The organism is Sphingomonas sp. LR60, assembly GCF_036855935.1.
In the GTDB taxonomy this organism is placed as follows: Bacteria; Pseudomonadota; Alphaproteobacteria; order Sphingomonadales; family Sphingomonadaceae; genus Sphingomonas.
Window position 1 is genome coordinate 298,959 of sequence record NZ_JASPFK010000001.1, and the last position, 26,981, is coordinate 325,939.

18 protein-coding genes, 1 pseudogene and 1 riboswitch are annotated in these 26,981 nt (G+C 69.0%); of the genes and pseudogenes, 17 read left to right on the forward strand and 2 right to left on the reverse strand.

Translation table 11 applies throughout. From position 1 onward, the window contains the following. The first annotated feature begins 1 nt into the window (after position 1). The 8 genes and pseudogenes from QP166_RS01395 (at position 2) to QP166_RS01430 (ending at position 9,386) form a co-directional block, all read left to right on the forward strand. Positions 2–3,189: pseudogene (locus QP166_RS01395) on the forward strand (efflux RND transporter permease subunit). A gap of 61 nt (positions 3,190–3,250) precedes the next feature. After that, a complete protein-coding gene (locus QP166_RS01400; protein WP_333917224.1) occupies positions 3,251–4,756 on the forward strand; it encodes an efflux transporter outer membrane subunit in 1,506 nt (501 codons plus the stop codon). Between the two features lie 65 nt (positions 4,757–4,821). After that, positions 4,822–5,079 (forward strand): hypothetical protein, encoded by a 258-nt coding sequence (locus tag QP166_RS01405; protein WP_333914292.1) that lies wholly within the window; start codon positions 4,822–4,824, stop codon positions 5,077–5,079. 312 nt (positions 5,080–5,391) lie between these two features. After that, entirely contained in the window at positions 5,392–7,317 is a 1,926-nt protein-coding gene (locus QP166_RS01410; RefSeq protein ID WP_333914293.1) for a heme lyase CcmF/NrfE family subunit, read from the forward strand. Next, a complete protein-coding gene (locus QP166_RS01415; protein WP_333914294.1) occupies positions 7,314–7,841 on the forward strand; it encodes a DsbE family thiol:disulfide interchange protein in 528 nt (175 codons plus the stop codon). Before QP166_RS01410 ends, QP166_RS01415 begins: the two co-directional genes overlap by 4 nt. Then, positions 7,838–8,230: a cytochrome c-type biogenesis protein gene (locus tag QP166_RS01420; RefSeq protein WP_443027175.1), complete on the forward strand. Its 393-nt coding sequence runs from the start codon at positions 7,838–7,840 to the stop codon at positions 8,228–8,230. The genes QP166_RS01415 and QP166_RS01420 overlap by 4 nt, the downstream gene beginning before the upstream one ends. Before the next feature lie 53 nt (positions 8,231–8,283). Next, positions 8,284–8,757, forward strand: coding sequence for a DUF1440 domain-containing protein (locus QP166_RS01425; protein ID WP_333914295.1), 474 nt, complete (start codon positions 8,284–8,286; stop codon positions 8,755–8,757). Between the two features lie 44 nt (positions 8,758–8,801). After that, positions 8,802–9,386, forward strand: coding sequence for an STN domain-containing protein (locus tag QP166_RS01430; protein WP_333914296.1), 585 nt, complete (start codon positions 8,802–8,804; stop codon positions 9,384–9,386). A 42-nt stretch (positions 9,387–9,428) separates the two neighbouring features. On the opposite strand, the gene QP166_RS01435 is transcribed toward QP166_RS01430, so the two are convergent. Then, entirely contained in the window at positions 9,429–9,611 is a 183-nt protein-coding gene (locus tag QP166_RS01435; RefSeq protein ID WP_333914297.1) for a hypothetical protein, read from the reverse strand. 384 nt (positions 9,612–9,995) lie between these two features. On the opposite strand from QP166_RS01435, the gene QP166_RS01440 reads away from it, so the two are divergent. The 4 genes from QP166_RS01440 to QP166_RS01455 all read left to right on the forward strand — a co-directional run bounded on the left by QP166_RS01440 (position 9,996) and on the right by QP166_RS01455 (position 18,599). Next, a complete protein-coding gene (locus QP166_RS01440) occupies positions 9,996–11,960 on the forward strand; it encodes an autotransporter assembly complex protein TamA (protein WP_333914298.1) in 1,965 nt (654 codons plus the stop codon). Beyond that, positions 11,960–16,075, forward strand: coding sequence for a translocation/assembly module TamB domain-containing protein (locus QP166_RS01445; RefSeq protein ID WP_333914299.1), 4,116 nt, complete (start codon positions 11,960–11,962; stop codon positions 16,073–16,075). The genes QP166_RS01440 and QP166_RS01445 overlap by 1 nt, the downstream gene beginning before the upstream one ends. 167 nt (positions 16,076–16,242) lie before the next feature. Further along, a complete protein-coding gene (locus tag QP166_RS01450; RefSeq protein WP_333914300.1) occupies positions 16,243–18,018 on the forward strand; it encodes an SLC13 family permease in 1,776 nt (591 codons plus the stop codon). Between the two features lie 98 nt (positions 18,019–18,116). Beyond that, the gene (locus tag QP166_RS01455) at positions 18,117–18,599 is read left to right on the forward strand and encodes a DUF4142 domain-containing protein (protein ID WP_333914301.1); all 483 of its coding nucleotides are present in this window, start codon (positions 18,117–18,119) and stop codon (positions 18,597–18,599) included. A gap of 64 nt (positions 18,600–18,663) precedes the next feature. Here the strand turns inward: QP166_RS01455 and QP166_RS01460 are convergent, their stop codons facing one another. Next, positions 18,664–20,316, reverse strand: coding sequence for an alkaline phosphatase family protein (locus QP166_RS01460; protein ID WP_333914302.1), 1,653 nt, complete (start codon positions 20,314–20,316; stop codon positions 18,664–18,666). Between the two features lie 65 nt (positions 20,317–20,381). Between QP166_RS01460 and QP166_RS01465 the strand changes: the two genes are divergently transcribed. The 5 genes from QP166_RS01465 to QP166_RS01485 all read left to right on the forward strand — a co-directional run bounded on the left by QP166_RS01465 (position 20,382) and on the right by QP166_RS01485 (position 26,957). Next, positions 20,382–22,388 (forward strand): protein-disulfide reductase DsbD family protein, encoded by a 2,007-nt coding sequence (locus QP166_RS01465; protein WP_443027176.1) that lies wholly within the window; start codon positions 20,382–20,384, stop codon positions 22,386–22,388. Between the two features lie 90 nt (positions 22,389–22,478). Then, positions 22,479–23,984, forward strand: coding sequence for a circularly permuted type 2 ATP-grasp protein (locus QP166_RS01470; RefSeq protein ID WP_333914304.1), 1,506 nt, complete (start codon positions 22,479–22,481; stop codon positions 23,982–23,984). Beyond that, positions 23,984–24,919, forward strand: a complete 936-nt coding sequence (locus QP166_RS01475) for an alpha-E domain-containing protein (protein ID WP_333914305.1) — start codon at positions 23,984–23,986, stop codon at positions 24,917–24,919. Before QP166_RS01470 ends, QP166_RS01475 begins: the two co-directional genes overlap by 1 nt. Next, the gene (locus tag QP166_RS01480; protein ID WP_333914306.1) at positions 24,919–25,719 is read left to right on the forward strand and encodes a transglutaminase family protein; all 801 of its coding nucleotides are present in this window, start codon (positions 24,919–24,921) and stop codon (positions 25,717–25,719) included. The genes QP166_RS01475 and QP166_RS01480 overlap by 1 nt, the downstream gene beginning before the upstream one ends. Before the next feature lie 28 nt (positions 25,720–25,747). Then, a riboswitch (SAM-I-IV-variant riboswitch) is annotated at positions 25,748–25,853 on the forward strand. A gap of 54 nt (positions 25,854–25,907) precedes the next feature. Continuing rightward, on the forward strand, positions 25,908–26,957 hold the full coding sequence (locus QP166_RS01485) for a threonine aldolase family protein (RefSeq protein ID WP_333914307.1): 1,050 nt from the start codon (positions 25,908–25,910) through the stop codon (positions 26,955–26,957). Positions 26,958–26,981 lie beyond the last annotated feature (24 nt).

Here is a 26,981-nt window from a genome sequence, read left to right on the forward strand (position 1 = left end):
CATGTCGCGCTTTTTCATCGACCGGCCCATCTTCGCATGGGTCATCGCCATGGTGCTCATGCTGGCGGGGATCATCGCGATCCGCAGCCTGCCGATCGCCCAATTCCCCGAGATCGCGCCCCCGGCGGTCGCGATCGCCGCCACCTATCCGGGCGCCGACGCCGAAACGCTCGAGCGCACCACCACGCAGATCATCGAGCAGCAGCTGCGCGGCATCGACAATCTGCGCTACTTCTCGTCGTCCTCCTCGTCGGCGGGCGTGGTCACGATCACGCTGACCTTCGAACAGGGCACCGATCCTGACATCGCGCAGGTGCAGGTTCAGAACAAGTTGCAGGCGGCGACGCCGCTGTTGCCGCAGGAAGTGCAGCGGCAGGGCATCCAGGTGACCAAGTCGGCGGCCAGCTTCCTGGCGGTCGTCGGGCTCGTCTCCACCGACGGCTCGCACAGCAACAACGATCTGGCCGACATGGTCGTGTCGAAGTTCCAGGATCCGATCAGCCGCATCAACGGCGTCGGCGAGTTGCAGGTGTTCGGCTCGCAATATGCGATGCGCATCTGGCTCGATCCGCTCAAGCTCAACAATTACGCGCTGACCGTCGCCGACGTGACCTCGGCGGTGCAGGCGCAGAACGCGCAGGTCTCCGCCGGTCAGATCGGTGCGCAGCCCGCCCCCAAGGAGCAGATGCTCAACGCGACCGTCTCGGTGCAGTCGCGGCTCCAGACACCCGAGCAGTTCGGTAATATCCGGCTGAAGACGGGGACGGACGGCGCGGTGGTTCGCCTGCGCGACGTCGCGCGGATCGAGATCGGTGCCGAGAATTACGGCTTCGACGTGCAATATAACGGCAAGCCGGCGTCGGGCTTCGGCGTCCGCCTGGCGGCGGGTGCCAACGCGCTCGACACCGTCGACCTGCTCAAGGCGCGCGTCGCCGACATCGGCAAGACGCTGCCCCCCGACGTGAAGGTCATCTATCCTTACGACATCACGCCGTTCGTGCGTCTGTCGGTGGAGCAGGTGATCCACACGCTGATCGAGGCGGTGGTGCTCGTCTTCCTCGTCATGTTCCTGTTCCTCCAGAACTGGCGCGCGACGTTGATTCCGACGATCGCGGTGCCGGTCGTGCTCCTCGGCACCTTCGCGGTGATGGCGCTGGCCGGATACACGATCAACACGCTGACCTTGTTCGGCATGGTGCTGGCGATCGGCTTGCTCGTCGACGACGCGATCGTCGTCGTCGAGAACGTCGAGCGCCTGATCGTCACCGAGCATCTCTCCCCGAAGGAGGCGGCGCGCAAGTCGATGGACGAGATCAGCAGCGCGCTGGTCGGCATCGGGCTTGTGCTGTCGGCGGTGTTCCTGCCAATGGCGTTCTTCGGCGGCTCGACCGGCGTGATCTATCGCCAGTTCTCGATCACGATCGTCTCGGCGATGGTGCTGTCGGTGCTGGTCGCCCTGATCCTGACGCCGGCGCTCTGCGCGACGATCCTCAAGCCGCACGACCCGAACAAGCAGGAAGGCAGGGGCCGCTGGCTCGCTTCTTCCGCTGGTTCAACGACAAGTTCGATAGCGCGCAGCATCGCTACGAGGGCGGGGTGAAGAGCACCGCGCGCCATTGGAAGCGTTCGCTGTTCGTCTATCTGCTGATCGTCGCGGGCATGGCGCTGATCTTCATCCGGCTGCCTTCGGGCTTCCTGCCGGACGAGGACCAGGGCTTCGTGATCGCGCTGGTGCAGGGACCGGCGGGCGCGAGCAGCGCGCGCACCGACAAGGGGCTGGCGATCACGCGTGACCACTTCCTCAAGCAGGAAGGCAAGAACGTCCAGGGCGTCTTCACGATCAACGGCTTCAGCTTCGCAGGACAGGGCCAGAACACCGGCCTCGTCTTCGTCAACCTGAAGCCGTGGGAAGACCGTTCGGGCGGCGACAATCGCGCACAGGCGATCGTCGGCCGTGCGATGGGCGCGCTGTCGCAATATAAGGACGGCTTGATCTTCGCGCTGATCCCGCCCGCGGTGCAGGAACTGGGCAACGCGACCGGCTTCGACGTGCAGCTGGTCGATACCGGCGGCATCGGACACGAAAAGCTGGTGCAGGCCCGCAACATGATGCTCGGCATGGCCGCGCAGGACAAAAGGCTGGCACAGGTCCGCCCGCTGAGCCTGGAGGACGCGCCGCAGCTCAAGGTCAAGATCGACGAGGACAAGGCGCGCGCGCTCGGCCTCGATCTGTCGGCGGTCAATACGACGATCGCGACCGCATGGGGCGGCGGGTACATCAACGACTTCATCGACCGCGGTCGCGTGAAGCGCGTGTATGTCCAGAACGACGCGCCGTATCGCATGTCGCCCGAGGATGTCGGTGAACTCTACGTTCGCGGTGCGAACGGGCAGATGGCGCCGTTCACCGCTTTCTCGACGCTCGAATGGGCCAATGCGCCGGTCTCGCTGACCCGCTACAACGGGCAGCCGGCGATGCAGCTGCAAGGCTCGCCGGGGCCGGGGCAGAGCACCGGTGCCGCGATGGAAGCGTTGCAGGAAATCCATGCGAAGCTGCCCCCGGGCACGACGCTGGAATGGACCGGCCTTTCCTATGAGGAACGGCTGTCGGGCGGGCAGGCGCCGGCGCTGTACGGGCTGTCGCTGCTGATCGTCTTCCTTTGCCTTGCCGCGCTGTACGAAAGCTGGTCGGTGCCGATCTCGGTCCTGCTGGTCGTCCCGCTCGGCATCATCGGTGCGGTGCTCGCCGCATGGCTGACCGGGCTGAACAAGGACATCTACCTGCAGGTCGGGCTCATCACCACGATCGGCGTGTCCGCCAAGAACGCGATCCTGATCGTCGAATTCGCCGAAGAGCGGATCGCCGAGGGGCTGAGCGCCTTCGACGCGGCGGTGGAGGCGGCCAAGCTGCGCTTGCGCCCGATCCTGATGACCAGCCTCGCCTTCGTGTTCGGCGTGATGCCGCTCGCGATATCGACCGGCGCGGGTGCGGGTGGCCAGAACGCCATCGGCCGCGCGGTGGTCGGCGGCATGTTGTCCGCGACGGTGCTGGCGATCTTCTTCGTGCCGATGTTCTTCGTCGTCGTGCTGCGCTTGTTCGGGCACGGCAAGGACGAGAAGACGCCGCACGACGACGCGCCTGCCCATGACGATCGTCCCACGGGCGACACCGCCCATCAGGGAGCCTGACGTGAAGAGTTCCTCGTTCCTCGCTGCGCTGGCCCTGACCAGCGCGCTCGCCGGGTGCAACATGGCACCCAAATACGAACGCCCGACCGGTTCGGTGCCGCTCGCCCTGCCGGAAGGCGGCGTGTACCCGCGCGCCGCCACCGACGCGCCCGACGTGACGCAGATCGGCTGGCGCGACTTCTTCCTCGATCCCCGGCTGCGGCAGGTGATCGAGACGTCGCTCGCCAACAATCGCGACCTGCGCGTCGCGGCGGCCAATGTGCTTCAGGCGCGCGCGCAATATCGCGTCCAGCGCTCCGCGATCGTCCCGACCACCGGCGTCACCGGCTCGGCGACCTATACCAACAACCTGTTCGGCGCGATCGGCGCGGCGGGCGGCGGCGCTGCTGCCGGCGGCGGCACCGGCGCGGGTGCCGGTACGGGTACCGGCACAGGGGTGGGCGCCGGGACCGGCGGCACCGGTGGCGGCACGGGGGCGGCGGCCGGTGGAGCGGTCGGCGAAAGCTCGTCGAACATTCAATTTTATTCGGCCAACGTCGGCTTCTCGGCGTTCGAGCTCGACCTGTTCGGCCGCGTCCGCAACCTCAACCGCGCCGCGCTCGAGCAATATTTCGCGACCGAGGAAGCGCAGCGCAGCACCCGGATCAGCCTGATCGCCGAAGTGGCGAGTGCATGGCTGCAACTCGCCGCCGATCAGGAGCAACTCCGGCTCAGCCGCGAGACGCTCAAGACCTTCGAGGAAACGGTGCGGCTCACCAGCGCGCAGTTCCGCATCGGGGTCGCCTCGGAGTTGGAGGCGCGACAGGCCGAAACCAACTATCAAGCGGCGCGCAACGACATCGCGACGCTGACCGCGCAGGTCGCGCGCGATCAGAATGCGCTCAACCTGCTGGCGGGCACCACCGTGACGGCGGAGCAATTGCCCGCTTCGCTCGGCACCGTCGCCTTCACCCGCGACGCGCTGCCGGGCGACGTGTCGTCGGCGGTGCTGCTGCGGCGCCCCGACGTGCTGCAGGCCGAGCATCAGCTGATCGCGCAGAATGCCAATATCGGCGCGGCGCGCGCGGCATTCTTCCCGCGCATCTCGCTGACCGCGACGATCGGGACGATCTCCTCGGCGCTGACGGGGCTCTTCGGGGGCGGGACCTTCAACTACAATGCCGCGCCGTCGCTGCAGCTGCCGTTGTTCGACGGCGGCCGCAACGCCGGCAACCTCGATTATGCCAAGGCGTCGCGTGAGGCGGCGGTCGCCACCTATGAGAAGGCGATCCAGACCGCGTTCCGCGAGGTTGCGGATGCATTGGCGCAGCGCGGCACGATCGGCGAGCAGCTGTCGGCGCAGGGCGCGCGCGCCAATGCCGCGTCGGTGGCGGCGCGGCTGTCGGATGCGCGCTACCGCGCCGGGGTCGATTCGTTCCTGACCTCGCTCGATGCGCAGCGTACCGCCTATTCGGCGCAGCAGCAGTTGGTGACGACCCGGCTGACGCAGGCGAACAACCTGATTGAGCTGTACCGCGCGCTGGGCGGTGGCTTGGCGGGAGAGGTGCCGGCGACCGCCAATCGCTGAGGCCCCTTGCGTCCGGTGGTGATCGGCGTACCCTGTCGTGGAAAAACGACGGAGAGGACGAGGTCATGATCACCCCGGACGCGCGCGCAGGCGAGGAAAGCCTGGTTATTCTCCAGAGCTTGCTGTGCGTGCTGCGCGAGAAGAACGTGCTGTCGCGGGCCGATGTCGAGACATTGTGCGAGCGCGTCGCGATGCGCGCCTCGGCTGCCGAACGCGATCCGCTGCCGTGCTGCGCCGAGGCGACCCGCGCCGCCGCGACCGAGATGGCGCGGATCAAGGACTATATCGGCCAGCATTACGGCGGGAAGCACCGGCGGATCTGAGGCGTTCCCGCCATTCCCGCTAGGGCGAGACCTTCGCGAGGGTCGATGACGGAGCGCCCTACTCCGCCCCGCGCACCCTTCGTCATCCCCGCGAAGGCGGGGATCCAGAACCTCGGACCTCGCGCCCCAATCGCAGACCTGCGCGTCTGGATTCCCGCCCGCGCGGGAATGACGAATCAGGTGAAAGCCTTTCCCTTCCTCAGCCTCGAATCCAGTCCGGGATGACGGTGGCCGGACGAAAGCGGCGACCATCTCGACGCGCGCCCGCGAACCGGCGTAAGGCGGGCGGGTGATTCAACGGCATATTTCCGCATGACCGCCGAGACCGGCCTCGCCGCGCTGTGGCTCGCCGCTGCGCTCGCCGCATTGCAGGTACTGCTCGGCGTGCTCGGGCTGCGGCGCGACATGCCGCAGGCCGTCGGCGCGATCCGCGCGGTCGCGATCGTGCAGGGCGCGCTTGCCGCGGTCGCGATGGCGGCGCTGATCCGCGCCTTCCTCGACACCGATCTGTCGGTCGCGCTGGTCGCGGCCAACAGCCATTCGATGAAGCCGTGGCTCTACAAATTCGCGGGTGCGTGGGGCAATCACGAGGGCTCGATGCTGTTGTGGGTCACGATCCTTGGCATCGCCGGGGCAGCGGTCGCGAAATTCGAGCACCGCCTCGCACAGCCCACCCTCGTCGCGACGCTCGCCGCACAGGCGGCGATCGCGCTCGGCTTCTACGCCTTCCTGCTCTTCGCCTCCAACCCGTTCGCGCGGCTCAGCCCGGCGCCCGCCGATGGCGCCGGGCTCAACCCGCTGCTCCAGGACCCCGGGCTCGCTTTCCACCCGCCGACGCTCTACGCCGGCTATGTCGGGCTATCGGTCGCCTTCTCCTTCGCGGTCGGCGCGCTCGTCACCCGCGATGTCGGGCCGGTGTTCGCGCGCGCGATGCGGCCGTGGGTGCTGGCTGCATGGATCTTCCTGACGCTCGGCATCACCGCCGGCAGCTATTGGGCCTATTACGAACTCGGCTGGGGCGGCTGGTGGTTCTGGGACCCGGTCGAGAATGCCAGCCTGATGCCGTGGCTCGCCGCGACCGCGCTGCTCCATTCGGTGACGGTGCTCGCCACCCGCGACGGCCTGCGCGCATGGACGGTGATGCTCGCGGTGGTCGCCTTTTCGATGAGCATGATCGGCACCTTCCTGGTGCGCTCGGGCATCCTCACCAGCGTCCACGCCTTTGCGGTCGATCCGCAGCGCGGCGCGTTCATCCTCGTGCTGCTGCTGCTCTATATCGGTGGCGCGCTGGCATTGTTCGGCGCGCGGGTCGGTACCGTCCGGCAGGGGAAATTGTTCGAGCCGTTCAGCCGCGAAGGCGCGCTGGTCGCCAACAACCTGCTGCTGACCGTGATCCTGGGCATCGTGCTGATCGGCACCTTCTACCCGATCATCGCCGGCGCGTTCGACGTCCAGCTGTCGGTCGGTCCGCCGTTCTTCGATTCGACCGCCGGGCCGATCGCCTTGCTGCTGGTCGCGGTGATGGCGGTCGGGCCGCTGCTGCGCTGGCGGCGTGACGACGCGGAGGCGCTGATCCAGCGTTCCTTCCCCGCGATCGCCGCGGCGCTGTTCGCGGGCGTCGGCGTGTTTCTGCTCGGCGGACCGATCAGCGTGCTGCCGCTGGCGGGGGTGGCGCTGGCCGCCGGGCTGGCGGTGGCGAGCGTCGCACCGCTCGCCAAGCGCAATCTCGCACGCGCGCCGCTGCATCTGTGGGGCATGGTGATCGCGCATCTCGGGATTGCGGTGTCGCTGGCGGGGATGGCGATCAGCACCGCCTATACGCAGGAGACGTTGCTCGCGGTCGGGGTCGGCGATCCGGCGCGGATCGCGGGGTATACGGTTCGGCTGGAGGGCGTACGCCCACTGGTCAGCGACAATTGGAGCGCGCTCGAAGGGCGGCTCGCGGTCACCGACGAGAGCGGCGCGCGCTTCGTGCTGCGCCCGCAGGTCCGCTATTTCACGACGCCGGTGACGACCACCAACGAAAGCGCGATCGCGACGATGTGGAACGGGCAGCTCTACACGGTGCTCGGCGCGCTGGGTGACGACGGGCGCTGGCAGTTGCGCTTGTGGTGGAAGCCGTTCGTGACGCTGATCTGGCTGGGCGGGGCGATGATCGCGATCGGCGGCGCGCTGTCGCTGGTCGGGCATCAATACCGGCTGTGGCGCACGAAGCAGCGGGCGGAGGCGTTTGCGTGAAGCGCTGGCTGGTCTGGCTGCCGCTCTGCGCGTTCGGGATCATCGTCGCGGTGATCGCCTGGGGGCTGTGGAAACCTGCCGATCGCACGGTGCGCTCGGCCTTGGTCGGGCGACCGCTGCCCGACTTCGTCCTGCCCGCGATCGCCCCCGGCAAGCCCGGCCTGACCACCGCCGACTTCAAGCAGGGTAGCCCGCGGTTGCTCAACGTTTTCGCGAGCTGGTGCGTGCCGTGCGTCGCGGAGGCACCGCAATTGCTGACGCTCAAGGCCGCCGGCGTGCCGATCGATGCAATCGCGATCAAGGACACGTCCAGCGACATCTCCGCTTTCCTGCGCCGTAACGGCGATCCTTACGCGCGGGTCGGCGCCGATGCGCACAGCCGCGTCCAGCTCGCGCTCGGCTCGTCGGGCGTGCCCGAGACGTTCGTCGTCGACGGCAAGGGCGTGATCCGTGCGCAGCATGTCGGCGATATCCGCGCCGAGGACGTGCCCCAACTCCTGCAAGCATTGGCGGACGCGAAGTGAGGGCGCTGACCGCCGCCGCCATCTTGCTCGCCGCGCCGCTCGCCGCGCAGACCGCGCTGCCGCAACTCGCCTATACGCAGTTGCGCGATCCCGATCAGGAGCGGCAGGCGCGCGCGCTGATGGAGACGCTGCGCTGCGTCGTCTGTCAGGGGCAGTCGATCGCCGATTCGGACGCCGATATGGCGGGCGAGATGCGCGCGCTGGTGCGGCAGCGGATCGCGCGCGGCGAGACGCCCGAGGCGGTGCGGTCGTGGCTGATCGCGCGCTACGGCGATTATGTCAGCTATGCCCCGCCGTTGCGCGCCGCGACGCTTCCGCTGTGGCTCGCGCCGCTGGTGCTGCTCGCGCTCGGCGCCTGGCTGGCCCGCGCGACCTTCCGTCGTCGGTGATGCGTCGCCCGACGTGATCGTGCGTTGAGCGCGCGATTGTTCGGGAGATGTCCATGCGTTCGCTGTTCACCACTGCCTTGATCGGCGTCGGCGCCGGGTTGGCCGCGTCGTTCGTCATGGACCGTTTTCAGGACGTTGCAGCACCCGCGTTCGGGATGGACGGCGGCAACGACGATCCCGCGACCGTCAAGGCCGCCGACACGCTCAGCAATGCGGTCGAGGGCCGCCCGGTCACGCAGAAGCATCGCGAGGCCGCGGGCTCGGCGATGCATTACGCGCTGGGGGCGGCGATCGGCGGCGGCTATGCGCTGGCGGTGCGGCAGTGGCCGGAGCTGGCCAGGGGCTGGGGCGTGCCGACCGGGCTGACCACGATGCTGCTGCTCGACGACCTTCTGGTCCCCGCCGCGGGCTGGGGGCCGTGGCCCGAGGCAGAGGTGCCGGGCAACGCCTATGGTCTCGCCTCGCACCTCGTGTTCGGCGTCGCGCTGGAGGGCGTGCGCCGCGCGGGCGAGGCGTTGCCGGCCTGATCGCCGCACGCTACGCCATGTTCCTTGTCCAGGGGGTGCCGTCCATGTTCTCGCCGATCGTCCGTTCGCTCGCCCTGCTGGGCACGGCCTGCACCCTGCTCGCTGCCGTGCCGGCGGCGGCGGAATGCACGCGGGAGAAGGTCCGCGTCGACCTGCCCGAGCAGCGGATGGACGAGCGGGTGCAGGCGCTGGCGCATCTGTCCGGTTGCTTCATGGAGGTCGACACCACGCTGCTCGCCGACAAGCAGGCGCGGCGGCTGAAGGGGCGGATGGTCCCGCGCGACGCGCTGTATCGCTCGTTGCGCGGCAGCGGGCTGGAGGCGGCGCGCTACAAGGGTCACTGGCGGATCGACCGCCGCCAGCAGGAGCGGTTCGCGCGTCGTGTCGCGACCCTGCGCGCCACCACCGCCGCGCAGCGCGAGCGGGAGGCGATCGGCAAGCAGCGCGCGGCCGACGTCGACCACACGCTGCGCCATATCGAAAAGGCGGTCCCGCGTGAGGTGAACGAGCAGGCGCACCTCGACGTCACCGACCGCATCCGCTTCGACGAGCGGCTCGACCGCGTCGCGCGCAAGATCGGCACGCCGCCCACGCCATTGGCGATGGGCTGGGTCGCGCCGGTTCAGTAACTGTCTGTCATCCCGGATCTGACCCGGTTAAACAATGACGGTCTACCGTTCCCGCCACCAGATCAACACCGCCAGCGCCACGCCCGCGGCGATTCCAGCGAGAAACCCGATCGACGGCTGTCCGGCATAGAGCCCGATCGCGGTCCCGCCCAGCGCGCCGATCGCGATGGGGAAGCCGCCGGCGGAGGGGTTGCGCGGGGATGAGCCATATGCGCGCTGTGCCACGCCGACGCGCCCGACGCCAGCCGCCGCGACGGGCCGGGGCCGCCGCGAGACATGGTTCTGCAATCGTTGTGCATTGGCTCTTCTTCTTGGCGAATCGGTCCGCTAGGGTCTGTACTCAATCGCAACAAGGTCGTGACGGAGCGGATTTTGGCGCCAGGCCAGGAGCAAGGAGGGAGCGATGCTCTCGCATCGTGACCGACGCGCGACGCCGCATGGCGCCAAAAGCCGCCCGCCGCTTCGCGGTCGCCTCTGGAAGGCCGCCCAGCATCGTCGCTTGCTTGCGGGTAGCGCAGCTACCCGACTGCGCTTCGCTCCTCGTGGGCGGCCTTCCAGAGGCGATCACGATCCTTGTTGCGATTGAGTACAGACCCTAGACCGCGAGGCATGTGGCCGGACGTGGGGCGGCACCGCGTGCTGGGTCACGTCGTGTGCGGCGCGATGATTGTGACGGGACCGGCGTTCGCGCAGACCGCGCCCACGCCGCCGCTCGTCGTGCCGCCGGCGCCGATGAGCGATGTCGATCCCAACGATCAGCTCGCACCCTTGCCCGATATCGGGGTCGACTGGCCCGATCTCGCTGCCGCCCCCGGTGATCCGACGGCCGCGACGAACAGCGTCGCCGCCAGCTTCCGTTACGGCTGGCGGATCGACGGCGTCGACACGGTCGGCGGCACCTTGCTGAAGCAGCGGTTCCGTGAACTATCGGTGCTGGCCGGCGCGGAGGGCAAGGAAGCCAATGCCGCGCAGCTCGATCGTCGCGCCCGGCAGGACGCCGACCTGCTCGTCACGTTGCTCAAGGGCGGCGGCTATTACGATGCCACCGTCACGACGCGCGTCGAGCGTGCGAAGAACCGCCCGGTGGTGGTGCTCGCCGCGACGCCGGGGCCGCTCTACCGCTTTACCGGCGTAACGCTCGCCGGGGTCGAGGCCGCGGGGACGAAGGAACCGGTGTTGCGCGACGCCTTCGGGGTGAAGGCCAATGATCCGGTCAACGCCGACGCGATCGCCGCCGCCGAGGCCAATCTGAAGACCCGCATCGGCGAGGAGGGCTTTCCCTTTGCGCAGGTCGGCGATCCGGAAGTGGTGGTCGATCGCGCGACGCAGACCGCGACGCTGGCAATGGAGGTCGCGCCGGGCACCGCGCGGCGGTTCGGGCGGATCACCGTCAACGCGGACAACAAGGTCTTCGACGCCGCGCATGTGCAGGACATCGCACGCTTCACCCCCGGCCAACCCTATGAGACCTCGCAGGTCGACGATTTGCGACGCGCGCTCGTCCAGACCGGGCTGGTCTCGACCGCCGAGGTGCGCACCGTGCCCGGCGCTGACCCGGCGGTGGTCGACGTCGCGGTGCGGCTGGAACCCGCGCCGCCGCGCACCGTCGCGGTCGAGCTGGGCTATGGCACCGGCGAGGGCGCGCGCTCGGAGATCAGCTGGACGCACCGCAACCTGTTCCCGCCCGAAGGCGCGGTGACGCTGCGCGGCGTGGCGGGCACGCGCGAACAGCTTGGGCAGATCACGTTCCGGCGCAACAATTTCCACGCGCGCGACCGCGTGCTGACTGCGCAATTGTCCGCCGCGCATCTGCGCCGCGACGCCTTCGACGCACAGACGATCTCGCTGTCGGCGGCGCTGGAACGGCAGACGAACATCTTCTTTCAAAAGACCTGGACGTGGTCGCTGGGGGCCGAACTGGTCGCGACCGACGAGCGCGACGTGATCGCCTCGACCGGCGTCCCGCGCCGCCGCACCTTCCTGATCGGCGCGCTGCCCACCAGCCTCGGCTATGACGGGTCGGACGATCTGCTCAACCCGACGCGCGGCTTCCGGCTGTCGGGGCGGGTCAGTCCCGAGATATCTTTGCAGAACACCGTTTTCGGCTACACTCGCGTCCAGCTCGATGCGAGCAAGTACCAGCCGGTGACCTCGTCGGTGGTGCTGGCGGGGCGGATGCGCCTCGGCACGATCCTGGGCGCGCCGCGTGACCAGATCGCGCCGTCACGGCGTTTTTACGCGGGCGGCGGCGCGTCGGTGCGCGGCTACAGCTTCCAGTCGATCGGCCCGCGCGACGTCAACAACGATCCGATCGGCGGGCGCAGCCTCGCGGAATTCGCGATCGAGGCGCGCGTGAAGGCGTTCGGCAATTTCGGCGTCGTGCCGTTCCTCGACGGCGGCAACATCTACACTGGCGGACTGCCCGATTTCAGCGGGCTGCGCTACGGCGCGGGGATCGGCGTGCGTTACTACAGCAACTTCGGCCCGATCCGCGTCGACGTCGGCACCCCGATCAATCCGCAGCCGGGTGACTCGCGGATCGCGGTCTATGTCTCGCTGGGGCAGGCGTTCTGATGCGCGGGTTGCGCATTCTCGGTTTCATCCTCTGTGCGGTGCTGGCGCTGGTCGCGGTCGTCGCCGTGGTGATCGACACCGGTATCGGCCACCGCATCGTCGCCGACCGCGTCAACGCGCTCCAACCCGACAATGGCCTGCGGTTCCGGCTCGGCCGGATCGAGGGCTCGCTATACGGCGAGGCCGAGCTGGTCGACTTCCGGCTCTACGATCCCAAGGGGCTCGTCCTGTCGGTGCCGCGCGCGCGGCTCGACTGGTCGCCGTTCGCCTGGCTCCACAACCGGCTCGACATCACGGCGCTCGATATCCCCGTCGCGACACTCGCGAAGCTGCCCGAGCCGCGCGATACCGGCCGCTCCGGCCCGCTGCTGCCGAAGTTCGACATCGCGATCGGTCGCCTGTCGGTCGCGCGGCTGATCGTTGCGCCTGCGGTGACCGGTCGGGTGCGCGACGGGCGGCTGCTCGCCCGCGCCGATATTCGCGACGGTCATGCGGTGGTCGCGCTCGATGCGTTGGTGGCGGGCAGCGACCGCGTCAGGCTGCGGCTCGATTCGCGTCCCGATGCTGGCAAGTTCGACATTGCCGCGCGCGCGCAGGGCGCGGCGACGGGCGTGCTCGCGCAACTGACCGGGCTGCGGCGAGCGATCGCGCTCGACATCGACGGCGCGGGCGACTGGCGGCAGTGGCGCGGGCAGGCGGTGGCGATGGCGGGGGGCACGCGGCTCGTCGACCTCGCACTCGGCAACACGGCCGGCCGATATACGCTGACTGGCACCGTCGCGCCCGCCAGCGTCACGCGCGGCAAGCTCCAGTCGCTGACCGCCCCGCGGGTGCTGGTGAACGGCGCGGGCACGTTCGTCAGCCGCCGCCTCGACGGGAGCCTGACGCTGCGTTCGCCGTCGCTCGCGTTGCAGGCGGAGGGAATGATCGACCTCGCCGACAGCGCATTTCGAAATTTGCGCGTCAACGGTCACCTGCTGAGCCCGTCTGCGCTTTTCCGCAACATGACCGCGCGCGACCTGCGCCTGCGCGCGATTCTCGACGGTAATTTCCGCACCTTCGCCTTCGACTATCGCCTCACGGCGGCACGGTTCGCGTTCGACGATACCGGCTTCGAGCAGGCGCGCGCCGCCGGCCGCGGCCATTGGGGACCGCGCCCGATCGCGCTGCCGGTCGCCTTTACCGCCGCGCGCGTCACCGGGGTCGGCGATGTCGCGGGCGGCATCCTGCGCAACCTGTCAGTGGCGGGGGTGCTGCGCATCACCGCCCATACGGTCACCGGTGACGGGCTAAAGCTGCGTTCCGACAAGCTTTCCGGCGATATCGGGCTGACGCTCGACCTTCACACCGGGCGCTATGACGTCGCGCTGTCGGGCGCGCTCGGGCGGTATCTGATCCCTGGGCTCGGCGTGGTCGACGTGCGGTCGCAGCTGCGCGTCGTCCCCGGCCCCGATGGGCACGGCACGCGCGTGATCGGGCGCGGGACTGCGCGCATGCTGCGGCTCGACAACGATTTCTTCCGCAGCCTGGCCGGCGGCCTGCCGCAAATCGAGACGCTGCTCGAGCGCACCCCCGACGGCGTGCTCCACTTCACGCGCCTCGTGCTCACTGCGCCATCGCTGCGGCTCTCGGGCACCGGCTATCGCCGCCGCGACGGTACGTTCGTGTTCGAGGGATCGGGAACGCAGAGCAGCTATGGCCCGGTCCAGCTCAAGCTCGACGGCAGGATCGAGAAGCCGACGATCGACCTCGTCTTCGCGCGTCCCAATGCCGCGATGGGGCTGAACAACGTCCGCGCGCACCTCGATCCGACGCCGCAGGGCTTCGCCTTCACCGCCGCGGGCGGATCGCGGCTCGGCCCGTTCGAGGGCGCGGGCGCGATCCTGCTGCCGCCGGGCGAGCAGGCGCAGATCGCGATCGCGCGGCTCGACGTCAGCGGCACGCGCGCCACGGGCACGCTCGATATCGTCGATGGCGGATTTCGCGGGCGGATGAACGTCGCCGGGGGCGGCTTCACCGGCGCGCTCGATTTCGTGCCGGTCGGCGAGGTGCAACGGATCAGCGGAAGGATCGACGCACGCAACGCGCGGCTCGCCGGCGCGGCGACCGTCCGGCAGGCACGCGTCGATTTCAACGTGCTGCTCGAACCCGATGGCGCACGCGTCAACGCCACCACCAGCGGCGCGGGCCTGCGGCGTGGCGCACTGTCGGTGTCGCGCTTCTCGGGACAGGCGGCGCTGACCGGCGACACCGGCGAGGTCCGCGCCTCGATCGCCGGCTCGCGCGGGGTCGGCTTCCGCGTCGATACCGTCACGCAGATTACCGCCGACGGCTATGCGGTCCGCGCCTCGGGGACGATCGGCCAGCAGCCGATCCGGCTGGAAACGCCCGCTGTCTTCCGCCGCGTCGGCGATCTCTGGACACTCGACCCGACCAAATTGACTTTTGCGGGCGGCGCCGCCGAAGTGTCGGGCCGGCTCGGCAACGGCGAAACCGCGGTACGCGCCTCGCTCACGCGCCTGCCGCTCGGCGTGCTCGACATCGGCTATAGCGGCCTCGGGCTCGGCGGCACCGCGACGGGCACGCTCGAACTCAACGCGCGCGACGGCGCGGCGCCGACCGGGCGCACCAACCTGACGATCCGTGGGCTCACCCGCTCGGGGCTGCTCAGCTCGTCCGCGCCGATCGACATCGGCGTTGCCGGGGTACTCGGTCCCGACAAGCTCGGCGTGCGGATGGTGATGGCGTCGGGCGGGCGCACTGTGGGCCGTGCGCAGGCGCTGCTCAAGCCGCTAGGCAGCGGCGATCTCGTCGAGCGGCTGACCAAGGCGGGGCTGTTCGCGCAGCTTCGCTATTCCGGCCCCGCCGACACGCTCTGGCGCCTCACCCGGATCGAGCTGTTCGACCTGTCCGGCCCGGTCGCCCTGTCGGCGGACGTCACCGGCACCGTCGCCAACCCGCAGATCCGCGGGCTGGTTCGCGCCAGCAACGCGCGCATCCAGAGCGCGACCACCGGCACCGTCGTCACCAACATCCAGACCGCCGGCCGCTTCGACGGATCGCGGCTGCGGATCGAGCGCTTCACCGGCGACGCCGGGCGTGGCGGGCGCGTGAGCGGCACCGGCAGCTTCGACTTCGCCGCGCCGAGCGGAGTCGCTTTCGACCTGCGCGTCGACGCCGATCATGCGGTGCTGATCGATCGCGAGGATATCGGCGCGACCGCCACCGGGCCGCTTGCCTTCACCTCGGACGGGGTCGGCGGGGTCATCTCGGGTGACGTGCGCCTCGACAGCAGCCGCTACCGGCTCGGACAAGCGACGGTCGCCAGTGCGCTGCCGCAGATCAACGTCCGGGAAATCAACGTACCCGGCGGCGATCAGGTCGACGACGACGCCGCCGCGCCGTGGCGGCTCGACGTCCATGCCCGCGCACGCAACGGCCTGATGGTGTCGGGGCTCGGGCTGGCGAGCGAATGGACCACCGACGTCCAGATCGCCGGCACGCCGACCAACCCCGCGATCACCGGACGCGCCGATCTCGTCCGCGGCGATTATGAGTTCGCGGGGCGCGAGTTCGAACTGTCACGCGGGATCATCCGCTTTGCGGGCGAGGTGCCGGCGAACCCGGCGCTCGATATCGAGGCGGCGGCGAACACCACCGGGCTCAACGCCACGATCCGCGTCACCGGCGTCGCGCAGAAGCCCGAGATCAATTTCGCGAGCACCCCCGCGCTACCGCAGGACGAATTGCTGTCGCGGCTGTTGTTCGGCACCTCGATCACCAATCTGTCCGCGCCGGAGGCTTTGCAACTCGCCGCCGCGGTGGCGGCATTGCAGGGCGGCGGCAACGGGCTCAACCCGATCAATGCGGTACGGCGTGCAGCGGGCCTCGACCGGCTGCGCATCCTCCCCGCCGATCCGCAGACCGGGCAGGGCACGTCGATCGCCGCGGGCAAATATGTGACCCGGCGGCTCTATGCGGAGATCATCACCGACGGTGCCGGCTATTCGGCGACGCGCGTCGAGTTCCAGGTGACGCGCTGGCTGTCGCTGCTCTCCTCGATCTCGACGCTCGGGCGGCAGAGCGGAAACGTGCGGGTGTCGAAGGATTATTGAGCGGACACCCGCAACCATCGTGCTTCGAGACGCTCTCTCGACTGCGCTCGACGGCGCCTCAGCACGAACGAACCGGCTGGGATCGAGGCGTTCACCTTCGCCAATTCACCCTATCCTGCGGCAGCAAGCCGGAACCGCGCGACAAGCCCACGGTTGAGCGGCAGACGATGACCACCCCGCAACTTCTCTCGATCGCCACCCTGATCGGGATGATGGCCCTCTTCATCTGGGGTCGCTTCCGCTACGACCTCGTGGCGATCATCGCGCTGCTCGCCAGCCTCGCGCTCGGCATCGTCGCGCCTGCCGACGCCTTCAAGGGCTTCTCCGACGACATCGTCATCATTGTCGCCTCCGCGCTGGTTCTGTCGGCAGCGGTGCAGCGCTCCGGGGTGATCGAGCGCGTGCTGCGCAAGGTCGCGCGGCGTGTCCGCCGCGTGCGCGGGCAATTGCTGGTGCTGACCGGCTCGGTCGGCGTCGCCAGCGCCCTGGTCAAGAACATCGGTGCGCTGGCGATGCTGATGCCGGCCGCGATCCAGATGGCGAAGAAGAACAACGCCTCGCCTTCGGTGTTCCTGATGCCCATGTCGTTCGCGTCGCTGCTCGGCGGGTTGATGACCCTGGTCGGCACCTCGCCGAACATCATCGTCAGCCGTTCGCGCGAACAGATGCTGGGCGAGCCGTTCGGGATGTTCGACTATACGCCGGTCGGCCTCGGCCTGCTGGTCGTCGGACTGCTGTACCTCAGCATCGCCTATCGCCTGATCCCCGCCGACCGCCGCGCCGCGCCGAGCATGGCCGAAGCGCTCGACATTACCGGCTATGTCACCGAAATCGTCATTCCGGACGGCTCGCCTGCGGTCGGCGAAACCGTCGCGGCGTTCCTCGATCGCCACGAACATGAGGTGACGATCACCCGCATGGTGCGCGCGGGGATGCGGAGCCATCCGCTCGCCGATACCGAGTTGCGCGCGGACGACACCCTGATCCTCGGCGGCGACCCCGACGCGCTGGAACGCGCGATCGCGGGCGATCGACTGACGCTGGAGAGCGAAGAACGCGAGAAGCGTACCGATCGCGGCGAGAGCGAGATCGGCGTCATCGAGGCGGTGATCAACGTCGGGTCGCCGCTGGAAGGACAGACCGCCGGGCGGCTCGACCTTCAGGCGCGCTACGGCGTCAACCTGATCGCGATCTCGCGCCGTGACGAGCGCCTGTCGCGCCGGCTCGGCAATATCGCGCTGCGCACCGGCGACGTCGTGGTGTTGCAGGGCACGCTCGACACCTTGCCCGAGAAATTGCGCGAACTCGGCTGCCTGCCGCTCGCCGAGCGCGAGCTGCGGCTCGGCACCAGCCGGCGCGGCTGGTTGCCGGTCGCGGTGCTCGGCGCGGCGATGTTCGCGACCGCAATGGGCTGGGTCCCGGTCGGCGTCGCCTTCTTCGCCGCGGCGGGGATCGTCGTCGTGACCGGGCTGCTGCCGGTGCGCGAGGCGTACAATCATATCGAGTGGCCGATCCTCGTGATGCTCGGCGCGCTGATCCCGGTGTCCGACTCGCTGCGTACCACCGGCGCGTCGGACGTCATTGCGACATGGCTGGCGCAGACCGCGACCGTGCTACCGGCATGGGGAGCGGTGGCGCTGGTCCTCGCCGCGGCGATGGCGGTGACGCCGTTCCTCAACAATGCCGCGACCGTGCTGGTCATAGCGCCGATCGCCGCGCAATTCGCGGGCGACCTCGGCTATCGCCCCGAAGCGTTCCTGATGGCGACGGCGGTGGGTGCCGGCAGCGATTTCCTCACCCCGATCGGGCATCAGTGCAACACGCTGGTATTGGGGCCGGGCGGGTATCGTTTCGGCGATTACGCGCGGCTCGGCGCGCCCTTGTCGGCGCTCGTGCTGCTGGTCGGCACGCCGCTGATCCTGTTCTTCTGGCCGCTCCATTGATCGGCATCACATAGAAATATTGGTTTCTTTCCGGGACGTTCGCCCCGAGCAGCGCGTTTGACAGGGCACAAATCCGAACGATGTGACGGAGAGAGAAGATGAAGCGTTTCCTGCCGGCCGCTGCCCTCGCCATCCTGCTCGCCACGCCTGCCGTCGCGCAGCAGATGACCCCCGACGCCTATGTCGCCGCCGCCGGTGCCGGCGACCTCTACGAGAAGACGTCGAGCCAGATCGTCCTGCAATCGACCAAGGACCCCAAGGTCCGCTCGTTCGCGCAAGGCATGATCCGCGACCACAATAAGAGCACCGCGATGGTCAAGAGCGCCGCCACCAAGGCCGGGCTGAAGCCCAAGCCGCCAATGATGACGCCCGAGCAGAACCAGATGGTGGCGCAGCTCCGCGGCGAAAGCGGCACCACGCGCGACCGGACGTACATGACCCAGCAGCAGACCGCGCACCAGCAGGCGCTCGCCCTGCATCAAGGCTATGCCGCCGATGGCACCGCCGCGCCGTTGAAGACCGCTGCGGGCGAAATCGCGCCGGTCGTGCAGCACCACATCGACATGCTCGGCGGGATGTAAGGTCTCGCGCTGAACCTGATCGCTTACCGTCCGTCGCCCCGGGTCAAGCCCGGGGCGCCGACACTCACTTCGGGCAGCTGTCCCCCGCGCCAGCGTCCAGGTCGAGACACCGCCCGTCGAGCCCCGACACCGGCAGCCCGATCGTCGCCGCCAGCGTCGGTGCGATATCGACCGTCTCGACCGACAGCGGTTGCTCGAACGCGACCATTCCCTTGCGCCAGAACAGGATCGGCACGCGGCGGTCATAGTCCCACGGGCTACCGTGCGTCTCGACATAGAACGGCCCCGGCGTGACGATCGTCGTCACACGCGGCTTGAGCAGCACCATCAGGTCGCCCGACCGCTCGGCATCATAGGAGGCGCGCGCACGCTCGATCAGCGTCCACGTCTCCGGCGGAGTCTTGGCGAACGGCGTCGCCGCGATCTCGTCGCGCGTGAAGGCGGCGGCGACCTGCGGCATCGCCAGGTAACGACGCTTCGCTTCCGCCAGCACCTGCTTGCGCCGTGCGGCGGGCACGCTGTCGGCGATATAGACGTCGCTCTCCGGCCCGATCAGCACCGGCCCGGCGATGCCGAGGTCCCGCCCGATCGCCGCACCGACCAGCTTGGCGGCGTTGCTGGCGGAGGCATGTTCCTCCAGCGGCATCGCGCGCTGTTGCTGGCGCTCGGTCATGTCGTGCGCGCCGTGGTCGGCAGTCAGCATTACCTCATAGTCCAGCCCCCATTCGTCGAGCTGCGCGAGGAAGGCGCCGATCGTCTGGTCGAGCTGCGCCATCTGGATGCACATCTCCGATCCCTGCGTGCCGAGCGCATGGCCGACATAGTCGGTCGCCGACGCGCCGACCGCGATCAGGTCGGTGCCCGCGCCCTGTCCGAGCTTCATGTCCTGGATCAGCCCGGCCGCCAGCGCGAACACCGCGCCGTCGAGTGCGGGAGAGGCGCGGAACGACTTGGTATCGCCGCCCGCGCGCTGGAACTGACCGGTGCCGATCGTCTGCGCGCCGACCGTGATCGGTTGCGCCAGCCCCTTGCAATAACCCGGCAGCGGCAGCGGTGCCTGCGCACCCGCCAGCAGCTTGCCGACCGCATCATTGGCGCGCGTCACCACCGCCGGCACCGGCGCGGTGCTGCGCGAGGGGAGGGTGACGAAATGGTCGGTGGCCCAGAACCACATCTGGTCGGTGTTGTGCCCGCCCATCATGATCGCCGCGCGATCCTTGCCCGCCACCGACACGACCCGGGTACGCGGATCGGCACGCTTCATCATGTCGCCCAGCGTATCGACGCGCAGGTGCAGGTCGGACGGCTGGTATTTGTCGTGGTCCGATCCCGGTGCGCGCTCGTCCTCCGCGCAATAGACGGTCTTGTCGGGCCGCCCGGCGCGCTGGTCGATCCAGTTGTTGGCGATGATCCCGGTATGCGCGGGGCGCATCCCCGTCAGGATCGTCGCGTGACCGGGGCAGGTCTCCGTCGCGGCATGGCTCTGGTAGCCCGAGGGGAAGACCACCCCCTGTTGCAATCGCGCGAGGCCATCGGTGTAGCGGTTGCGATATTGCGCGAACAGGTCGGCGGAGAATTGGTCGACCGAGATCGCGACGATCAGCTTCGGCTTGCCCTGCGGCGCCGTTGCGGCGGCGGTCGGCGTGGCCGTCTGAGCGGCGACCGGCAGGGCTATCGCGGCGGTGGTCAACAAAGCGGCGGCAAACAGCGATTTCATCGGGCAACCTTGATGCAACGGGGGAGCGAAGCCGCTATGATCCCGCTCCGATGATCAGGCAAGCAATGCGCGCGGCGCTTTTCACTCTGATGACAGCCGTCTCGCTGCTGCTCGCCTCCACGGCCGGCGCGCAGGCGCGGCATGTCGCGATGACGCTGATCGCCGAGAGCGACCGTCCTACGCCCGGCAGCACCGTCGCGCTCGCGATCCATGCCGTTCCCGACGCGGGCTGGCACGGATATTGGCGCAATCCCGGCGATGCGGGGGTGGCGACACGTGCGACCTGGACGCTGCCGGCCGGCGTTGCCGCGGGGGCGCTCGATTATCCGCCGCCAGGGCGGCTGGTGATCGCCGGGCTAATGAACCACGTCTACGAACGACCGTGGACGATGCTGACGACACTGAAGGTGCCCGTCGGCCTGGCAGCCGGCACCGCGCTGCCCGTGCGCGTCAAGCTTGACTATCTCGTCTGCACCGAGACGATCTGCGTGCCCGAGACGCAGGAGCTTAGCACGCAACTGACGGTCGGCGACGGCGCGATCACGCCTGCGCGTCGCGCGCAATTCGACACATGGCGGCGCGCGCTGCCGCGCCCGCTGGGCAGCACCGCGACCTGGCAGATCGACGCCGGGCGCTTCCGGCTGTCCGTGCCGTACCCCGCCGATGCGCCGCTGGGAAAGGCATGGTTCTACCCCGCGCGCAGTGGCGCGACCGACTATCCCGCGCAGCAGATCGTCACCCGCGACGGTGAGCGGCTGGTGATCGAGACCAAGGCCGCCGCCACCCCGGAGCGTGGCGCGCTGGAGGGCGTGCTGACGCTCGGCGATGACGCTGCGCTGGCGCTGGTCGCGCAGCCCGGCACCGTCGCGCCTGCAAAGGCGGCGGCGTCGCTCGACTGGAGCGTCGCGCTGGCGGCGTTCGGCGGCGCGGTGCTCGGCGGTTTGCTGCTCAACGTCATGCCGTGCGTCTTCCCGATCCTCAGCCTCAAGGCGCTCGGCCTCGCACGCTCGGGCGAAAGCGAGCGCCACGCGCGGATCGAGGCGCTCGCCTATACCGCGGGCGTCGTGCTGGTGTGCCTCGCGCTCGGCGCGATCTTGCTGGTGCTGCGCGCGGGCGGGGCGAGCGCGGGGTGGGCGTTCCAGTTGCAGGATCCGCGCGTCGTCGGCGTGCTGTTGCTCCTGGTTGTCGCGATCGCGCTCAACCTCGCCGGGCTGTTCGAGCTGCCGACTCCGCAATTCGCCGGGCGCAGCGGTGCGAGTGGCGCCTTCATGACCGGGGCGCTCGCCGCCTTCGTCGCGACGCCGTGCACCGGCCCGTTCATGGGCGCGGCGCTCGGCGCAGCGTTGGTACTGCCTGCGATCGCCGCGCTGTTGGTGTTCGCGGGGCTGGGCCTCGGCATCGCGCTGCCGTTTCTGCTGATCGGCTTCGTTCCCGCGCTGCGACGGCGGCTGCCGAAGCCGGGGATGTGGATGGTGCGGCTGCGCCATATCCTGTCGGTGCCGATGTTCGCGACCGCGCTCGCGCTCGCCTGGGTGCTCGGGCGACAGGCGGGGGTCGACGGGATGACGCTCGCGCTCGCCGCTGCATTGCTCGCCGGGCTCGGCCTATGGTGGAGCGGGCGGCGGCAGGTGCAGGGCGACCGGCTGGTCTGGGCACCTGCGCTGGTCGCGCTGTTGCTGGCTGGCGGCGCGCTGGCCACCGTCCGCGCGATGCCGGCGGGCGCGACGGTCGCCGGAGTCGCAGGTGCCGAGCCCTTCACCGAGGCGCGACTTGCGGCCTTGCGCGCCGAGGGCCGGCCGGTCTTCGCCTATTTCACCGCCGACTGGTGTTTGACATGCAAGGTCAACGAAAAGGCCGCCATCGAGACGCAAGGGGTGGCGGACGCCTTCAGGCGCAACAAGGTCGCGGTGCTGGTCGGCGACTGGACCGACGGAGACCCGACCCTCGGTCGCTTCATCGCGCAGCACAATCGCGCGGGCGTGCCGCTCTACCTCTTCTACCCGCCCAAGGCCGACGAGCCGCGCGTCCTTCCGCAGGTGCTGACACCGGCGACGCTCACTTCGTTGCGTTGAGGGACTGCTGCACTGCAATGAAGTGTTGCACGGGCGGTTGATCTCGCTCAGCATGCGACGAATCCGGTTATCGGGCGTTGCAGGGGACAAATGGGGACAGCGGCGTTCGACGAGATCATGGGGGTAAGTGGCGCCGATGGTGCCCGCCCCGAGTTGCGGGAATTGTGCGGCTGGCTGGCCGACACGCCCGATGGCGAATTGCGCCGCCGCCAGCAGTCCGCCGAAACGACCTTCCGCCAGCTCGGCATCACCTTCGCGGTTTATGGTGAGAGCGATGCGGGTGAGCGGATCATCCCGTTCGATATCGTTCCGCGCGTCTTCCTCGCCGACGAATGGGCGCGGCTGTCCGAAGGGCTGATCCAGCGTGTCGAGGCGATCAACGCCTTCCTCGTCGACATCTATGGCGACCAGAAGATCCTGCGCGACGGCGTGCTGCCTGCCGACCTGATCCTCGGCAACGCGCAATTCCGCCCCGAAGTCGCCGGCATCCGCCCGCCGCACGACGTGTGGGCGCATATCTGCGGGATCGACCTCGTCCGCACAGGCCCGGACGATTTCTTCGTGCTGGAGGACAATGCCCGCACGCCGTCGGGTGTGAGCTACATGCTGGAAAACCGCGAGGCGATGGTGCGGCTCTGCCCGGAGCTGTTCGCCAAGTTCCGCGTCGCCGCGGTCGACAGCTATCCCGATCGGCTGCTGGAGACGATGCGGTCGGTCGCGCCGCGTGGCTGCGGCGGTCCGCGCCCGACCTGCGTGGTGCTGACGCCCGGCCATTACAATTCAGCCTATTACGAGCACAGCTTCCTCGCCGATTCGATGGGCGTCGAGCTGGTCGAGGCCGCCGACCTCGTCGTCGATGACGACGTCGTCTACATGCGCACGATCGAGGGCCGCGTCCGTGTCGACGTCATCTATCGCCGGGTCGACGACGATTATCTCGATCCGCTCGTCTTCCGCCCGGATTCGATGCTCGGCGTGCCGGGGCTGATCGCGGCCTATGCCTCGGGCAACGTCGCCATCCTGAACGCACCGGGCAACGGCATCGCCGATGACAAGGCGATCTACAGCTACATGCCGGAGATCGTGAAATATTACTCGGGCAGCGAAGCGCGGCTGCCCAATGTCGAAACCTATCGCTGCCGCGAGCCGCAGGCGCTCAAATACGTCCTCGACCATCTCGACCAACTGGTGGTCAAATTGGTCGATGGATCTGGCGGCTACGGGATGCTGGTCGGCCCGACCGCCTCGACGGCGGAGATCGAGCGCTTCCGCACGGCGCTGATCGCCGAGCCCGAGCGCTATATCGCGCAGCCGACGCTGGCACTGTCCACCGTCCCCACCCTGGTCGAACAGGGCGTCGCACCACGCCACGTCGATTTCCGCCCGTTCGTGCTGACCGGCGCGAAGGGCGTGCAGGTCGTGCCGGGCGGGCTGACCCGCGTCGCGCTCCGCGAGGGCTCGCTGGTCGTGAACTCGTCGCAGGGCGGCGGGACCAAGGACAGTTTCGTGCTGATGGACGAACCCCGTGGCATGACCCAGTCGATGTCGGGCGCGGCCGGCACGATGACGCAGACGCTGGGCGGGGGACAGCGCTGATGCTCAGTCGTACCGCCGCGTCGCTCTACTGGCTCGGCCGCTATGTCGAGCGCGCCGATTTCGTCGCGCGACTGATCGAGGCGACGCTGCGCCTTGACGTCCTTTCCCCGCGCTCGGCGGGCGAGGATGCGTGGCGCACCGCGCTTGCGGTAAGCGAAACCGACGATGCTTTCGCAGCGGGCGGCCATGTCGTCAGCCGCGAAGAGGTCGCACACTTCCTGCTCGCCGACAGCTCGCATCCGGGTTCGATCCTGCGCTGCCTCGCGATGGCGCGCGACAATGCCCGCGCGGTGCGCACCGCGCTCAGCCGCGAAGCGTGGCAGGCGATCAACGGCGCATGGCTGATCTTCGATCAACGGATCGGCCGGCTCGATCCGACCGCGGTGCTCGGGGTGGTCGATGCGGTCAAGGCCGAGACACGCGGGTTCGAGGGCGCGGTGCACCGGATGCTCCGCAACCAGACGACCTCGTTCATCCGGCTTGGGCAGGCGGTCGAGCGCACCGACAACACCGCGCGGCTGCTCGACGTCAAATATCACATCCTGCTCCCTGAGGGCGAACGCGTCGGCGGTACGGTCGATCGCGACCAGTGGACGACGATCCTCCAGACCGTCTCGGCCGTCACCGCCTTTCGCTGGCTTTACAACGACGGGCTCAACCCGACCAACGTCATCGACCTGCTGCTCAGCCGCGGCGAGCTGCCGCGGAGCCTCGCCGCTTCGATCGAGGAGACCGTCGCCGCGCTCACCGCGCTCGCGCGCGCCAGCGGGACGCAAGGCGAGGCCGACCGGATGGCCCGTACCCGCCACGCGCGCGTCGCGCGCACCCGCACCGGCGACGTGATCGCCGCCGGGCTCCACCAACATCTCCAGGCCCTGATCGTCGAGAACGCGCAATTGCACGACGCGATCGGCCGGCAGTTCAAGTTCCACTGATGCGCCTGACCATCGACCACCGCACCACCTATCGCTTCACCGCGCCGCAGGGCCGCGTCGTGCAATTGCTGCGCATGACCCCGCGCAACACGCACGATCAAACGGTGGCGGCGTGGAACATCAACATCGATTGCGACGCGCGGCTGCGCGAGCATCGCGATGGCTTCGGCAACATCACGACGATGCTCTATGCCGAGGGGCCGCTGACGGGGATCGAGATCAGCGTTTCCGGCGAAGTGGTGACGAGTTCGTCGAGCGGCGTGCTGCACGGCACGTTCGAGCCGCTGCCTGCCGCGCTCTATCTGCGCAGCACCCCCGCGACCCACGCGGAATCCGCGCTTGCCGCCTTCGCGCAGGCCGAAGTCGAAGGGCGGACGCCGATCGCCGCGCTCCACGCGCTCAACCGCGCGCTCCACCGGCGCTTCACCATCGTCGACGGCCGTCCCGAGCCGGGGCTCACCGTCACCGCCGCCTTCGCGCGGGACACCGCCACCGCACGCGACTTGGCCCAGATGTTCGTCGCCGCCGCGCGCGCCGCCAATTTCCCGGCGCGCTACGTCACCGGCTATTGCGACATACTGGCCGGTGGCCGTGCGACGCCGCATGGCTGGGCAGAGGTGTGGGTCGAGGGACTCGGCTGGGTAGGGTTCGACCCGACGCTCGGATCGTCGCCGGAGGCGCACCACGTTCGCGTCGCGGTCGCGCTCGACGCTGCCGGTTGCTCGCCAGTCGCCGGGTCGCGGCTGGGCGAAGGACGCGAATGGCTCGACGTCGAGGTGCAGGTCAGCGCGCAGGATTGACCGAAACGGTTCGATCGTATACCCGCCGCGCCAACATCAAGAGTCGACGTAGTTCGACGCCAACCTGCTCCCGAGCAAGGTGGCGCCTCCGGCAACGGGGGGATGTGGCCGGACCGGCAACCAACGGGACTTTCGCCACATATCGTTTCGACTCCTGATGCCCGAACCGAGCAACAGGATCAGCGACCGTGACGATCGAGCCCCAGCAATTCGCCAGCGACAATTATGCCGGAGCCTGCCCCGAGGCGCTGGAGGCGATGCTCGCCGCCAATGCCGGCTCGGCGGTCGCTTATGGCGATGACGGCTGGACGCAGCGCGCGTCGGACAGTTTCCGCACCTTGTTCGAGACCGATGCGGAGGTCTTCTTCGTCTTCAACGGTACCGCCGCCAACTCGCTTGCGCTCGCGTCGCTCTGCCAGAGCTATCACAGCGTCATCTGCTCGTCGGCGGCGCATGTCGAAACCGACGAATGCGGTGCGCCCGAGTTCTTCTCGAACGGCTCCAAGCTGCTGCTCGCACCATCCGCGGACGGCAAGCTGACGCCCGAAGCGATCCGCACGCTCGCCAGCAGCCGATCCGACATCCACTTTCCGAAGCCACGCGTCGTTACCATCACCCAGCCGACCGAGACCGGGCAAGTCTATTCGATCACCGAGGTGCGCGCGATCTCGGCGGTGTGCCGTGAACTGGGGCTCAAGCTGCACATGGACGGCGCGCGTTTCGCCCACGCCTGCGCCGCGCTCGGCTGCACGCCGGCGGCGATCACCTGGGAGGCGGGCGTGGACGTCCTGTGCTTCGGCGGGACCAAGAACGGGCTGATGATCGGTGAAGCGGTGATCTTCTTCGACCGCGCGCTGGCAGAGGATTTCGACTATCGCTGCAAACAGGCCGGGCAGCTCGCCTCGAAGATGCGCTTCCTCTCCGCGCCGTGGATCTGGCTGATCGACAGCGGCGCATGGCTGCGCAATGCCGAGCACGGCAATGCCTGCGCCGAGCGGCTTGCGGCGCGCGTCGCCGATCTGCCCGCGGTGCAGTTGCTGTTCCCGGTGCAAGCCAATTCGGTGTTCCTCGTCGCACCGGAGGCGGTACTCGACGAGCTGCGCGCGCTTGGCTGGCGCTTCTACACGTTCATCGGCGGCGGAGCGCGCTTCATGTTCGCATGGGACGCCGACCCCGCGCGCGTCGACCAGCTCGCGGCGGACATCCGCGCCGCGTGTGAAGTGCCGGCGCTGGCGTAGGTCGTCATTGCGAGCGTAGCGAAG